We start from the raw sequence: 12,952 nt of genomic DNA, 5'->3' as shown, positions 1-12,952 counted from the left end.
ACCACTGCTGCCCGCCGGGGCTGATCGGTGGCGTGCGATTCTGGAGGCATGAGTACCGAACGCGCAGGTGAGCGGGATACCGGTACGCAGCGGCAGATCTCCGCGGGCACTCTGCGCCGCCTGGAACGTGGTTCCGGGGGGCTGGCCAGCGCCAGCATCAGCGCGATGGAGCAGCGGCTGCCGTGGTTCCGGCGGTTGCCCGCCGACCAGCGGGCCAGCGTGCTGCTGGTGACCCAGACCGGGGTCGCCAACTTCGTGGCGTGGCTGCAGGACCCGACCGAGGCGATCCGGTTGACCGCCGAGGCGTTCCGCGCCGCGCCCCGAGACCTGTCCCGGTGGGTCAGCCTGCGGCAGACCCTGGAACTGGTGCGGGTCGCGATCGACGTCTTCGAGCAGCGCCTGCCCGAGCTGGCCGACGAAGAGCACGAACGCACCATGCTGACCGAGTCGATCCTGCGCTACACGCGGGAGATCGCCTTCGCCGCGGCCACCTCCTACGCCGCCGCCGCGGAGGCCCGCGGCGCGTGGGACGCGCGGTTGGAAGCGCTGGTGGTGGACGGCATCGTGCGTGGCGACGCCGAGGAGTCGCTGCTGTCCCGCGCCGCCGCGCTGGGCTGGGAGCCGTCCTCGGAGGCGACCGTGCTGGTCGGCAACGCCCCCTCGGACGACCCGCCTACCATCGTCTACCAGGTGCGCAGCCGCGCGGCGCGGGTCGGCTGCCCGGTGCTGCTCGGGGTGCAGGGCAGTCGGCTGGTGGTGGTCTTCGGCGGTCCGGACGACGAACGCGCCAACCAGGAAGCCGCGAAGCGGCTGGCCGAGGCATTCGACGACGGTCCGGTCGTGGTCGGGCCGACCGTGCCGAGCCTGGCCGAGGCGCACCGGTCGGCTGGCGACGCGATGTCCGCGCTGCGGGCCGTGGTGGCGTGGCCGACCGCGCCGCGCCCGGTGCCCTCCGGCGACTTGCTGCCGGAGCGGGCGTTGGCGGGTGACCCGGAGGCCGAGCGGCAGCTGGTCGAGCGGATCGTGCTGCCGCTGGTGGACGCCGGTGGCTCGCTGATGGAGACCGTCGACACGTACCTGGAGGTCGGCGGCGTGCTGGAGAACTGCGCGCGGCAGCTGTACGTGCACCCGAACACCGTCCGTTACCGGCTGCGCCGGGTCGCGGAACTCACCGGCCGCATCCCGTCCAACGCCCGCGACGCGCACGTCCTGCGCATCGGCCTGGCGGTGGGGCGGCTCGCCAAGGCCCGAGGTCTCTGGTGACCGCCGCGATCACCCGCGGTGACCGATCTTCACCGGTGTTCACTGATCGGTCACCAACCGGACACAGCCAACAACAATTCACGTCCTGACACCGCCCCGCTACCGGCTGGCTTGTAGACACTCCACAACTTTGTGGTCCGGACTTCGTCTCCGTCGACATCACGTCGATCGCCTCGGGACGTGTTCAGTAGCAAGCGTGATCGCGCTTCTAGCCCCCGGACAGGGGTCGCAGGCCCCTGGGATGCTCAACCCCTGGCTCGAACTGGACGGGGTCGCCGAACGCCTCGGCGCCTGGTCCGAGCTCACCAGCCTGGACCTGATCCGCCTCGGCACCACCGCCGAGGCGGACGAGATCAAGGACACCGCGGTCACCCAACCGCTGGTGGTGGCGCTGTCGCTGATCGCCGCCGACGAACTGCGTCGCCGCGTGACGATCCCGGCTGACACCCCGGTCGCCGGGCACTCCGTCGGCGAACTGGCCGCCGCGGCGGTGGCCGGTGTCCTGACCTTCGACGACGCGGTCGTGCTGGCCGCCGTGCGCGGCCGGGAGATGGCCGCGGCATGCGCGCTGGAGCCGACCGGCATGTCCGCCGTGCTCGGCGGCGACCCGGACACCGTCGTCAACCACCTCGACCTCCTCGGTCTCGACCCGGCGAACCGCAACGGCGCGGGTCAGATCGTCGCTGCTGGTCGGCTGCCCGCATTGGCGCAGCTCGCCGAGGAACCGCCCGCCGACGCACGGGTCCGCCCGCTGCCGGTGGCCGGTGCGTTCCACACCCGATTCATGGCACCCGCCCAGGAAACCCTGGCCAAGCACGCGGAAAAGGTGACCGCGAGCGATGCCGCGCTGCCGCTGCTGTCCAATGCGGACGGTTCGGTGGTCACCGCGGCCGCCGAAATCCTGCGCCGCCTGGTCGCCCAGGTGACCAGCCCGGTGCGCTGGGACAGTTGCATGGCCGCGCTGGCCGACCGCGGGGTGACCGGGGTCGTGGAGTTCCCGCCCGCGGGCACCCTGAGCGGCCTGGTGCGCCGCGAGCTCAAGGGCGTCAAGTCCGTTGCCCTGAAGACCCCTGATGACCTGGACAAGGTCACCGACCTGCTTGGGAGCGACGCGTGACCCGACCCCGCATTGCGCAAACCGCCATGCCAGCCGCCACCCGGTTGCTCGGCTTCGGCAGCACGCAGGGCAACCGGATCGTCACCAACGACGATCTCGCCAAGATCGTGGACACCAACGACGAGTGGATCCGGCAGCGCGTCGGCATCATCCACCGGCGGCTGGGCGATGACGACCAGACCGTGGTCAGCATGGCGGTCGAGGCGGGTGCGAAGGCGATCGCCAACTCCGGCCTGGCGCCGTCCGAAGTGGACCAGGTGGTCGTCGCCACCTGCACGATGCAGGGCGGCATTCCCAACGCCGCCGCCCAGGTCGCCGACCAGATCGGTATCAAGGCCAAGAGCGCCTACGACCTCAACGCCTGCTGCGCCGGTTTCGTCTACGCGCTGTCCGCCGCCTCGGACGCGGTGCGCGCTGGTTCGGCCCGCAACGTGCTGGTGATCGGCTCGGAGCGGTTCCAGGAGTGGCTGGACTGGGAGGACCGGGCGAACTGCATCATCTTCGCCGACGGCGCCGGTGCGGCAGTGGTCGGTCCGGCCGAGGAACCGGAGCTCGGTCCGGGTGTGCTGGGCAACGCAGGTGATCTGGCGGACACCATCCACCTGCGCGACAACAAGTACATCCACCAGGAGGGCCAGACGGTCTTCCGGTGGGCCACCACCCAGATCGCCCCGGTGGCGATCCGCGCGGTCGAGGCGGCCGGACTGCAGCTCTCCGATGTGGACGTCCTGGTGCCGCACCAGGCGAATCTGCGGATCGTCGAGGCCATCGGCAAGAAGCTGCAGAGCAAGGGTGCCCGTGACGACTTGGTGGTCGCGCGTGACATCGTCTACTCCGGCAACACGTCGTCGGCGTCCATCCCGCTGGCCATCGACCACATGCGGGCGGCGGGTGAAATCCCCAGCGGTGCCGTGATGCTGCTCGTGGGCTTCGGAGCTGGGCTGTCCTACGCCGCCCAGGTCGCCGTCTGCCCCTGAGCGAACCCCCAAGCTGCCGCGGGCCAGCGGTCCGCGGCGAGAACGCAAGAACTAGGAAGGAACTACCCGTGTCGAACGAGGAAATCACCACCGGTCTCGCCGCCATCGTCGAGGAGGTCGCCGGTGTCGACGCCGCTGACGTGACCATCGACAAGTCGTTCGTCGACGACCTGGACATCGACTCGCTGTCCATGGTGGAGATCGCCGTGCAGGCGGAGGACAAGTTCGGGGTCAAGATCCCGGACGACGAGCTGGCCAACCTCAAGACCGTCGGTGATGCGGTGGACTACATCACGAAGAACGCATGACCACCGATGTCGTGATCACCGGGCTGGGCGCCACGACACCGCTCGGCGGTGACGTGGCGTCCACCTGGGACGGAATCGTCAACGGCGCCAGCGGCATCCGCCGCCTGGAGGCCGAGTGGGTGGACCGGTTCGAGCTACCGGCCAAGATCGGTTCGCCGCTGCTGGTCGAGCCGAGCGAGGTGCTGCCCCGCGTGCAGCTGCGGCGGATGGACCGCTGCGAGGCGATCGCCGTGATCGCCGCCCGCGAGGCGTGGGCGGACGCCGGTTTCGAGCTGCCGACCGACGACACCGAATCGGTCGACCCGGACCGGCTCGGGGTGTCGCTGGGCACCGGCATCGGCGGTCCGCTGACCCTGTTGCAGCAGGACGACCTGCTGGAGGGCGAAGGGCTGCGCAAGGTCTCGCCGCTGACCGTGCCGATGCTGATGCCCAACGGGCCTGCCGCGATGGTCAGCCTGGACGTGCGGGCCCGCGCCGGGGTGCACTCCCCGGCATCGGCCTGCGCCTCGGGCGCGGAGGGTTTGGCCAAAGGCTGGGACATGATCCGGCAAGGCCTGGCCGACGTGGTGGTGGCCGGTGGCGCGGAGTCCTGCATCCACCCGATCACCGTCGCCGGGTTCGCCCAGGCCCGCACCCTGAGCACCCGCAACGACGAACCGGAACGGGCCTCCCGCCCGTTCGACGTCGACCGCGACGGGTTCGTGCTGGGCGAGGGTGCCGGGGTGATGGTCCTGGAAAGCGCGGAGCACGCCAAGGCGCGCGGCGCGCGGATCTACGGTCGACTGGCGGGCGTGGGCATCACCTCGGACGCCTACCACATCACCGGCAGCCACCCGGACGGCATCGGCCAGATCAACGCGATGCAGCGGGCACTGCGCACCGCGGAACTGCAGGTCTCGGACATCGGGCACGTCAACGCGCACGCGACGTCCACTGTGGTCGGTGACGTGGGCGAGGCGAACTCGGTGCGCAAGGCGCTCGGCGACCAGGTGGCCGTCACCGCGCCGAAGGGAGCGCTCGGGCACCTGGTCGGCGGGGCCGGTGCGGTGGAGAGCATCATCACAGTCCTCTCGCTGCACCACGGCCTCATCCCGGCGACCCGGAACCTGGAAACGATCGACCCGAAGGTCGAGCTCGACGTGGTGGCCGACAAGCCGCGGCACGTCGAGCAGACCGCAGCGATCAACAACGCCTTCGGCTTCGGTGGGCACAACGTCGCGCTCGCTTTCACGAAGGCATGACTCGGCGGCGCATCGGGGCCGGGCTGGGTGGACCGTCGCTCAACCCGTCCCCGAGTGCTCCGCGGTAGGACAGCCGCATCTGGTCGGTCGCACTGGGCGGTCTTTCCGCCGCACGGCGGCCCTTCCTGACACCGAACTTCCGGAGGAATCGATGACCGCACTGGCCACCCGACCGGAAAGCGAGCAGGCACAGCGGGATCTGCGCGACCCCGAGGTGCGGCTGGACCAGCTGCTCGACGCGGAGTCGATCGAGCCGCTGCACCCCCGCGACAACAGCGGCATGCACGCGGTGCGCGGCCGCATCGACGGCACGAAGGTGATCGTCTACTGCAGCGACGCCACCAAGATGGGCGGTGCGCTGGGTTCCGAGGGCTGCGGGCACATCGTGGACGCCATCGACATGGCGGTGCGCGAACGCTGCCCGGTGATCGGCGTCTGGCACTCCGGCGGCGCCCGCATCCCGGAGGGCGTGGAGTCGCTGGACGGCATGGGCCAGATGTTCGCGGCGATGATCCGCGCCTCCGGCCGGGTGCCGCAGATCTCCGTGGTGGTGGGCCCGGCCGCCGGTGGCGCCGCCTACGGCCCGGCGCTGACCGACGTGGTCATCATGTCCCCGGCCGGTCGGGTGTTCGTCACCGGCCCGGACGTGGTCCGCAGCGTCACCGGCGAGCAGATCGACCAGGAAGGGCTCGGCGGCATCTCCGCGCACGGCGAGAAGTCCGGTGTGGTGCACGTGGTCGCCGACGGCGAGGCCGACGCGTACCTGCGGGCGCGGCGGCTGACCGGATTGTTCGCCAAGCCCGGTCTGTTCGACCTGCACTCAGTGCAGGACGAGGCCGACCTGCGCGCGCTGCTGCCGGACCGCCCGCAGCGCGCTTACGACGTCAAGCCGGTGATCCGCGGCATCCTGGACACCCGTGCCGACGGAACAGCGGACTTCGAGGAACTGCAAGCCAAATGGGCGCCGAACATCGTGGTCGGCCTCGGTCGGCTCGGTGGCCGCAGCATCGGCGTGATCGCCAACAACCCGCTGCGCAAGGGCGGCTGCCTGGACTCGCTGTCGGCGGAGAAGGCCGCCCGATTCGTGCGGATGTGCGACTCGTTCGGCGTGCCGCTGCTGGTGCTGGTCGACGTGCCCGGCTACCTGCCTGGCGTCGGCCAGGAGTGGGGCGGCGTGGTGCGGCGCGGCGCGAAACTGCTGCACGCCTTCGGCGAGGCCGTGGTGCCGCGGGTGACGCTGGTGACCCGCAAGTCCTACGGCGGCGCCTACATCGCGATGAACGCCCGCTCTCTTGGTGCGACGACCGTGTTCGCCTGGCCGGAGGCCGAGGTCGCGGTGATGGGCGCCAAGGCCGCGGTCGGGATCCTGCACCGCAAGGCGCTGGCCGCCGCACCCGAGGAAGAGCGGGAAGCGTTGCAGGCCAAGCTCACCGAGGAGCACGAGCGGGTCGCGGGCGGCGTCGGCCGGGCGATGTCGATCGGCGTGGTCGACGAGGTCATCGACCCGTCCACCACGCGCCGCCGCATCGCTGAGGCGCTCGCCGCCGCCCCCGCGGGCCGCGGTTCGCACGGCAACATCCCGCTGTGACCGCCTGAGCAGCAGAGGCCCCTCACGCCTAGCAGCGCCTGAACAGGGCGCTGTTGGGCAGCTTGCCGGTGTCCAGGCGAAGTCCGCTGCTCGTCCCGGCGTCCACCACCACCGGGTACACCACGTTCCAGAGCACGCACGTCGCCTTGAGCTGCGGCGGCGCGTCCTCGATGGCCTGGTTGCTCCGGAAGGTCAGCAGCACCAGCAGCGAATCGTCCGGGCCGGGGTCGATCCGCTGCACGGTCCAGCCTTCGTCGCGGGTGGTGTCGTAGGCATTCAGCCACTCGCCCTTCGGCAGCTCCTTCCACTTGGCAGGGACCACGGTGTCCTGCCAGCGTTCGTACTGCTGCCGGTTGATCGAGTCGAAGTGCTGGTCCAGCAGGGCTTGCACCGCCTGGTAATCGGGATGCGCCGCGGCGTCCGAGGTGTAGACGATGCCCAACGGCGACGTGACCGCCGCGGCGGGCTGGCCCAGGGTCGAGGGCTGCTGCTGGGACTGCGGGTCGCGGTAGACGTACTGGGCCAGCAAGACCCCACCGCCAGCAGCGCCGAGCAGCACGACGAGGGCGAGTGGTAGACCCCATTTCAACCAGGAACGCACGGCGTCAGCTTCGCACACCGCGATCAACGCCAGCAGGCGTCTCCAGGGATCGGCCGCCCCGGCTCTCAGCCGACGCGGTGCAGCCAGGTCACCGGGGCGCCGTCGCCAGCGCGGCGGAACGGTTCGAGGGCGTCGTCCCACGCCGCACCGAGCAATTGGTCCACTCGGTGGCTGAACGCCTCCGGCCCCTTGGCGTTGGCCGCGAGCGTCCGCAACTGGTCCTCGCTGACCATGATGTCGCCGTTGGCGCTGGTGCAAGCGCGCCACAGGCCCAGTCCGGGGGCGTGGCAGAACCGCTGCCCGTCCACCCCTGGGCTGGGGTCTTCGGTGACTTCGAAGCGCAGCATCGGCCACGCGCGTAGCGCGGTGACCAAACGTGCGCCGGTGCCCGGCTCCCCCGACCAGTTGCACTCCGCGCGGAGTTGCCCAGGGGCTGCCGGTTGTGCCGTCCAGCGGAGATCCGTCCGGGTGCCGAGTGCGCCAGAGATCGCCCACTCGACGTGCGGGCAGACCGCAGACGGCGACGAGTGAACGTAGACCACACCGGAGGTGGGGCCACGGTCGCTGCCACGGGTGCTCACTGCTGACCTCCGCTGTTCGACGAGGGACGTCTTCCCCTACGACCTCGCGTACCGGCGATCAACAGGTGCGGCGCCATTCTGCATTGCGGACGGATCACTCCGCCACCAGAACGGCGTCATTCACGACGGATCACAGTACGCTCGGCCTGCCCAGCGGTATCCGCCAGCGACTGCTCCGAATAGCGGAAATCGCAGATCCGGGGCGTTGTCACGGGTTTTCCGCGTCGCTCGAACGCACCAACGCGGCAGCGGCGGACGAGTGGCGGATACCACTCGAACGGAGGAATGAAAGAACCCAGCGACAATACTTGACCACGCCGGCTAACGTCTCTGCTCGAACAGGTGCGTGATCGCCGCGAACGCGACGCCCGCCGGACATTGGAGGTGGTCATGCGACTGGTGCGGCTCGGTGCGGAACCGACGCAGGTCGGCACCGACATCCGAGCGGCCATCTCCGCGTGGGGTGTCGGTGGTTCGGTGCTCGGCGGGGTCGCCGTGTTCGGCTGCCGCCCGCCGGGCAGTCCGCGCCCGCTGGACGCGGTGATCGTGCTGCCCCGCGGGGTGATCGTGGTGCTCGGCATCGACCTGCCCGAACCCGCGCTGAAGGTCGACGCGCCGCTGCAGACCCCGTGGACGATCGACGGCTGGCCGCTGGTGCGCACCGAGGGAGCGGTCAACCCCGGTCTGGAAGGGCTCGAATCCGCCGCGGCGCTGGCCCGCAGCCTGCAGTCGCGCGGGCTGGAGCCGTTGCCGGTGGCCGCGATCGTGGTGGTCGGCCCGTATGCCGGGCAGGTCACGCAGCCCACCACCGACCTGCACCGGGGCGTGCGGGTGGTTTCGCCGAACACGACGACCATCCTCGCGGCCGCCCGCGAGCTGGCCACCTACGAACGCCCCTGCCCGATCGAACCCGTGCAGCGGTTGTTGCGGGTGCTCGACGAGGAATGCGAGCTCAGCGTCGCCGAACTGGCCGACGAGGGCTTCCCGGAATCCGACGGCACGGATCTGGCCACCGTGGACACCATGCTGATCCCGAAGTACACGGAGAAGTCCGCAGACCGACTGCCGCTGTCGCGCGTCTCTTCTTCGCTGTCGCGCTTTTCCCCGCGCACCAAGCTGATCGCGGCGGTGGCGGCACTGGTGCTGATCTGCGGGGTCGTCGGGGTGTGGTTGACGCTCGACCGACCGGCCGCCAGCCCTCCGCCGCGGGCCGCGCCGATCCAGCGGGTGGACGGCGTCGAGTTCGTGCAACAGGTGACCACCCGGGAGACCGACTGCGCCCGGCATTCCTTCGGTGACGTGCAGCGCTGGTTCGAGCAGCGGCCGTGCCGGAGCCTGACCCGCGCGGTCTTCGAGGCCCAGGTCTCCGGTCGACCCGCCGCGGTGTCGGTCGCCATCGTCGAACTGCCCGACCAGCAGGCGGCGAGCGAACTGCGGGTGGTCGCCGACTCCGTCGGCACTGGTGGCGTCACCGATCTGGTCACCGAGGGACTGGGCTGGCCGGGCGGTCCGGACGGGTTCGACAACGCGGCGCAGGCCGTGCAGCAGGACGGCAACCAGGTGCGCATCGTGCAAACCGTCTGGCGGCAACGAGCCTCGACACCGGAGGACGTGGGGCTGCGCGCGCTGGCCGAACGCGGGCTGCGCCTGACACCCCAGCCGTGAGCAGATCGAACCGTCCTCACCCCTCACCTGGACGGGGTCACGACTGCTCGGGTTCTGGGACGTCGTCCGGTTTGGCTTGTTCGGGGATCCTCGACCAGCCGCCGCGTCCGGGGGTGCGGTCGAGCAGGCGGCGCGGCGCCTTCGTGACGTACGGATTTCCCAAGCGGGTCAGGAAGAACACCGGGGCGAACAGCGGGACGACGGCCGACAGCGCCGCCGCGGTGACACCCGCCCGCACCACGTCGCGTGGCAGCAGGGTGCTCCGGCGGTCCACGAACCGGCCGCTGGTCAACGCCGCCAGCCAGAGCACGACCACGAAGCCCGCCATGGTCTCCACCGCGAACAGGATCGCGGGCTGGTAGCCCAGTCGCTCCGATCCCAGCATCACCGCGATCCAACCGAGCAGCGCGGGCAGTTGGCCGCGCTCTGTGGTGGCCGCCCACAGCAGGCCGCCCAGCACCGCGAAACCGCCGCCGCTGCTCTGCCAGGTCTCGGTGAGCCGCTCGGCCCACGTGCCGCCGGTGAGTCCGAGCCGCGCGGCGAGCTGGCCGAGCACGCCCAGCGCCGTCGGCCCGTCCTGCGGAGCGAGGAATTGGCCGATGATCCACGCCAGCGTCCACAGCGACACCACGAACGCGACGGCCTGCTGCCACCGCGGCCGGTTCAGCGCGACGTGGTACAGCCGCGCCAATTCTCGTTGTTGCGCCTGCACGTCCACCCCTGTCCTCGGGCACCGGAAGCCGCTGACGATGGTCCGGGCGCCGCGATGATCAAGCCCGGCATTGATCAGATCAGGGGCGTGTCCGCACTGCGGAGCGTGATCAACTCCAGAACGTGCCGGGTCCCGGCGCGCAAACTCCGTCGGTCGTGCAGGCCGGTGGGATCGGGCGGATCACGGAGCCGTCCACGAGCCACTGCCCCTGCCCGTCGGTGGACACCAGGAAGCGACCCAGCGGATCCGCGGACAATCGCGTCCGGCCCGCGACCAGCGGCGGAGTTCGAAACGGCGCCCCGGCACCGATCTTGCGCCCGGTGTCGGCGGCGAAGGTCGCCACCCGAGCCTGCTCGGCGGTGCAGTCGACCGGTTGCAGCGCCGCGAGATCGCGCCCGGACCAGGTGATCGCCACCGGCCCGCAGGGCCCGTCGGGCACCGCCTCGACGTGCCCGGCCAGCGAGTTCGCATCTGGCGGCAGCAACAGCACGTGGTCGCTGCCCTGCTGCCCGGCCAGCACCGCCAGTCGACCGTCGTCGGCCAGCGCCAGGTCGTCCACCCGCAGTTCGGCCGGGATCGGGATTCGTCGTTGCTGCTGGCCGTGCACGACGACCACAGCGGTTCCGTCGAGGTAGGCGATGCGCCCGCCACCCGCGGCCAGCAACCGGCCGTCGCCGACGTCGCCGGGCAGCACCTGCTGCCCACCGCTGAGCGCCACCTCGACCACCCGACGTCCGTCCACAGTGGATACCAGGGTGTAGACGCGATCGCGGTCGGCGGCCAAGACCGCGGTGTCGGCTCCGGACACGCGGGCCACCTCGTGGTTCTCCCGCCCGGACAGCACGTCGAACGACGCGATCACCCCGGATCGGGGAGCGGCGAGGTAGCTGTTGGGCTGGACGCTGACCGGTTCGGGCTCCTGCTGACCGGGCAACGCCAGCATCGCCACCACGAACGCCGCCGCCGCTGAGGCCACCGCGGCCACGACGAGCAGCGGGCGACGCGGGGACTTCCGCCGACGCGCGTTGGCGAGCAGCCGAGGCAGGGCGTCGGGCCGGGGTTCGACGTCCTCGACCAACCGGTGCAGCTGCGCGCGCACCAGGTCCACGTCCCGAGCGCTGTTGCCGTCCTTCACACCCGCTCCCCCAACAGATCCGACAGCCGCGACACACCGCGCGAGCAGTACGACTTCACCGCGCCCTGGCTGCAGCCCATCACCTCGGCGGTGCGCGACTCGCTGAGGTCCGCGTAGTAGCGCAGCACGACGGCCTCCCGCTGCCGTCGGGGCAATTGCGCCAGCGCGGCGGTCAGCACGGCGCGGTCGATCTCACGTCCGGTGTCGTCCGGCTGGCTGTCCTGGGTGGCGAGCTTCGGCTGGTACTTCTTGGCGATCAACCGGCGCCGCAGCATCGAACGGGCGCGGTTGAGCACCGCCTGGCGCAGGAAGGCCAGCGCCTTGTCCGGATCTCGCAGCCGGGCGCGGGAGTCGAAGACGCGCACGTAGGCGTCCTGCACGATGTCCTCGGCGGTGGCGAGGTCGTCCACCAGCAGGACCGCGATGCGCAGCAGTTGCTTGTAATGCTCCTGGTAGAGGTCGGTCAGCTTGCTCGTCAGTTCATCCATTGCCGCCAGCCCGTCGCCCGGCCAGGCGGTCACGGGCAATGCGATCGACACCGTCACATCTCTGCACGACGCCCAAGACCCCCTCCTTGGTTGCGGCCGGATTCCACTCGTTATCAATCGGCAGCGTCCCAGCGGCGGCGAAGTTTACCGGCGCGCGGCGCACCGATGATCTCCTGCGCATTCCCTGCCGCCAGATGGATCATGCCCGGTCAGCCCCACCGCACCACCGCCTGGCGCGATCGGGGTAAGCAACCGCTCCGAGCGAAATCTTGCCGTCCACCGCTCAGCGATGTACGCCTGTGGTGCAAGCACGCCTAGGGAGGAAACCGATGGAATTCGGTGTTTCCACGTTCATCACGGACGAAGGGATCGGGGCGGCGGATCTCGGCCGAGCGCTGGAGGAACGCGACTTCGACGCGCTGTTCATCGCCGAGCACACGCACATTCCGGCCAGCCGCGAAACGCCCTATCCGGGCGGCGGCGAGCTGCCCCGGATCTACTACCGCACGCTGGATCCGTTCGTCGCGCTCACCGCGGTGGCGGCGGTCACCGAGCGGCTGGTGGTGGCCACCGGCATCGCGCTGGTCATCGAGCGGGATCCGATCACCACCGCCAAGGAGGTCGCCAGCCTGGACCTGATCTCCGGCGGCCGGATGGTCTTCGGCGTCGGCGCCGGTTGGAACCGCGAGGAGATGCGCAACCACGGCACGGACCCGGCCACCCGCGGCGCGCTGATGGACGAGCGGATCCGGGCGATGCGGGAGATCTGGACCGCCGAGACGGCGGAGTTCCACGGCGAGTACGTCGATTTCGACCCGATCTACGCGTGGCCGAAGCCGGTGCAGCAGCCGCACCCGCCGATCTACGTCGGAGGGGAGAGCGAGCGGGCCATCGCGCGGGTCGCCGAGTACGGCGGCGGCTGGCTGCCGCGCGGCAACGTCGAGAACCTCGGCGATCTGGTGGCGAAGGTGCGCGACCGGGCCGGTTGGCGGGTGCCCGTCACCGTCTACGCGGCGCGGCGCGATCCGGCGGTCATCGAGTCCTACGCCGCGGCCGGGGTGGACCGCACGCTGTTCTTCCTGCCGACCCAACCGCGCGACGAAACGCTGCGCACGCTCGACGAATTCACCGAACTCGCCAAGCGCCACACCTGACCCAGCAGACCCGTTGCGGGGGTGGGGCCCCCCCCACCCCGCCACCGGGCCGTGGTGAGATACAGGGTTAGTACGGGCCAATGGGGAGGAAATAGGGGCACCGCGGCCGCTACCCCGGACGT

The 12,952-nt window shown here is 70.7% G+C and carries 13 protein-coding genes; 8 read left to right on the top strand and 5 right to left on the bottom strand.

Annotation, left to right across the window (positions count from 1 at the left end; genetic code table 11):
* Window positions 1–48: 48 nt before the first annotated feature.
* From MOQ72_RS28930 to MOQ72_RS28905, 6 genes are all read left to right on the top strand, one after another.
* Window positions 49–1,263 (top strand): PucR family transcriptional regulator, encoded by a 1,215-nt coding sequence (locus MOQ72_RS28930; protein WP_242188893.1) that lies wholly within the window; start codon window positions 49–51, stop codon window positions 1,261–1,263.
* Between the two features lie 196 nt (window positions 1,264–1,459).
* Window positions 1,460–2,380 carry an ACP S-malonyltransferase gene (locus tag MOQ72_RS28925; RefSeq protein ID WP_242188892.1) on the top strand — a complete coding sequence of 307 codons (921 nt, stop codon included), beginning with the start codon at window positions 1,460–1,462 and terminating at the stop codon, window positions 2,378–2,380.
* Window positions 2,377–3,357: a beta-ketoacyl-ACP synthase III gene (locus MOQ72_RS28920; RefSeq protein WP_372495571.1), complete on the top strand. Its 981-nt coding sequence runs from the start codon at window positions 2,377–2,379 to the stop codon at window positions 3,355–3,357. The genes MOQ72_RS28925 and MOQ72_RS28920 overlap by 4 nt, the downstream gene beginning before the upstream one ends.
* 68 nt (window positions 3,358–3,425) lie before the next feature.
* Complete coding sequence (locus tag MOQ72_RS28915; protein WP_242188891.1) at window positions 3,426–3,665, top strand: acyl carrier protein; 240 nt, start codon at window positions 3,426–3,428, stop codon at window positions 3,663–3,665.
* Window positions 3,662–4,906, top strand: coding sequence for a beta-ketoacyl-[acyl-carrier-protein] synthase family protein (locus MOQ72_RS28910; protein WP_242188890.1), 1,245 nt, complete (start codon window positions 3,662–3,664; stop codon window positions 4,904–4,906). The genes MOQ72_RS28915 and MOQ72_RS28910 overlap by 4 nt, the downstream gene beginning before the upstream one ends.
* Window positions 4,907–5,057: 151 nt before the next feature.
* A complete protein-coding gene (locus tag MOQ72_RS28905; RefSeq protein ID WP_242188889.1) occupies window positions 5,058–6,494 on the top strand; it encodes an acyl-CoA carboxylase subunit beta in 1,437 nt (478 codons plus the stop codon).
* 28 nt (window positions 6,495–6,522) lie between these two features.
* Here the strand turns inward: MOQ72_RS28905 and MOQ72_RS28900 are convergent, their stop codons facing one another.
* Entirely contained in the window at window positions 6,523–7,095 is a 573-nt protein-coding gene (locus tag MOQ72_RS28900; protein WP_242188888.1) for a hypothetical protein, read from the bottom strand.
* Window positions 7,096–7,160: 65 nt separating this feature from the next.
* A complete protein-coding gene (locus MOQ72_RS28895) occupies window positions 7,161–7,637 on the bottom strand; it encodes a DUF3145 domain-containing protein (protein ID WP_372495575.1) in 477 nt (158 codons plus the stop codon).
* A 381-nt stretch (window positions 7,638–8,018) separates the two neighbouring features.
* Here MOQ72_RS28895 and MOQ72_RS28890 point away from each other — a divergent pair, with 381 nt between their 5' ends.
* Window positions 8,019–9,341, top strand: coding sequence for a hypothetical protein (locus MOQ72_RS28890; RefSeq protein WP_242188886.1), 1,323 nt, complete (start codon window positions 8,019–8,021; stop codon window positions 9,339–9,341).
* A gap of 37 nt (window positions 9,342–9,378) precedes the next feature.
* Here the strand turns inward: MOQ72_RS28890 and MOQ72_RS28885 are convergent, their stop codons facing one another.
* The 3 genes from MOQ72_RS28885 to MOQ72_RS28875 form a co-directional block, all read right to left on the bottom strand.
* Entirely contained in the window at window positions 9,379–10,059 is a 681-nt protein-coding gene (locus MOQ72_RS28885) for a hypothetical protein (RefSeq protein WP_242188885.1), read from the bottom strand.
* Window positions 10,060–10,162: 103 nt separating this feature from the next.
* On the bottom strand, window positions 10,163–11,188 hold the full coding sequence (locus MOQ72_RS28880) for a hypothetical protein (protein WP_242188884.1): 1,026 nt from the start codon (window positions 11,186–11,188) through the stop codon (window positions 10,163–10,165).
* Window positions 11,185–11,727 (bottom strand): SigE family RNA polymerase sigma factor, encoded by a 543-nt coding sequence (locus MOQ72_RS28875; protein WP_242188883.1) that lies wholly within the window; start codon window positions 11,725–11,727, stop codon window positions 11,185–11,187. Before MOQ72_RS28875 ends, MOQ72_RS28880 begins: the two co-directional genes overlap by 4 nt.
* Window positions 11,728–12,005: 278 nt before the next feature.
* Between MOQ72_RS28875 and MOQ72_RS28870 the strand changes: the two genes are divergently transcribed.
* Entirely contained in the window at window positions 12,006–12,830 is an 825-nt protein-coding gene (locus MOQ72_RS28870; protein WP_242188882.1) for an LLM class F420-dependent oxidoreductase, read from the top strand.
* Window positions 12,831–12,952 lie beyond the last annotated feature (122 nt).

It is taken from the genome of Saccharopolyspora soli (genome assembly GCF_022678645.1).
Classification (GTDB): domain Bacteria; phylum Actinomycetota; class Actinomycetes; order Mycobacteriales; family Pseudonocardiaceae; genus Saccharopolyspora; species Saccharopolyspora soli.
This window is presented reverse-complemented; position numbering and strand designations above follow the sequence as displayed.

What these genes read in the sequence shown, in the direction of transcription:
- MOQ72_RS28930 (WP_242188893.1), top strand. Translation starts at nt 49, where the DNA reads ATGAGTACCGAACGCGCAGGTGAGCGGGATACCGGTACGCAGCGGCAG.
- MOQ72_RS28910 (WP_242188890.1), top strand. Translation starts at nt 3,662, where the DNA reads ATGACCACCGATGTCGTGATCACCGGGCTGGGCGCCACGACACCGCTC.
- MOQ72_RS28905 (WP_242188889.1), top strand. Translation starts at nt 5,058, where the DNA reads ATGACCGCACTGGCCACCCGACCGGAAAGCGAGCAGGCACAGCGGGAT.
- MOQ72_RS28870 (WP_242188882.1), top strand. Translation starts at nt 12,006, where the DNA reads ATGGAATTCGGTGTTTCCACGTTCATCACGGACGAAGGGATCGGGGCG.